Raw genomic sequence first — 239 nt, forward strand, 5'->3', positions numbered from 1 at the left:
GTGTGGTGGCAACCGTGAGTAACAGATACAACAAGGCAGCAGCAAGATAAAAATCGAACGGTTGTTTGGTATTGGCAGCACCGACCGACGCTTGCCGCATCAGCTCATTCAAACCAACCACAGAGACCAGAGCCGTATCTTTCAGCAAGACCTGAAACAGATTGCCCAAACCAGGAATCGCCAGGCGCCACACTTGCGGCATGATGATACGAACAAAGGTTTTTAATGGCGTCATACCC

At 50.2% G+C, this 239-nt stretch carries 1 protein-coding gene; it reads right to left on the reverse strand.

Translation table 11 applies throughout. The features are described from left to right. On the reverse strand, nucleotides 1–239 hold a 239-nt coding region (locus Q4563_RS22335), incomplete at both ends, for an ABC transporter permease subunit (protein WP_303606103.1).

This window comes from Gilvimarinus sp. 1_MG-2023 (genome assembly GCF_030548285.1).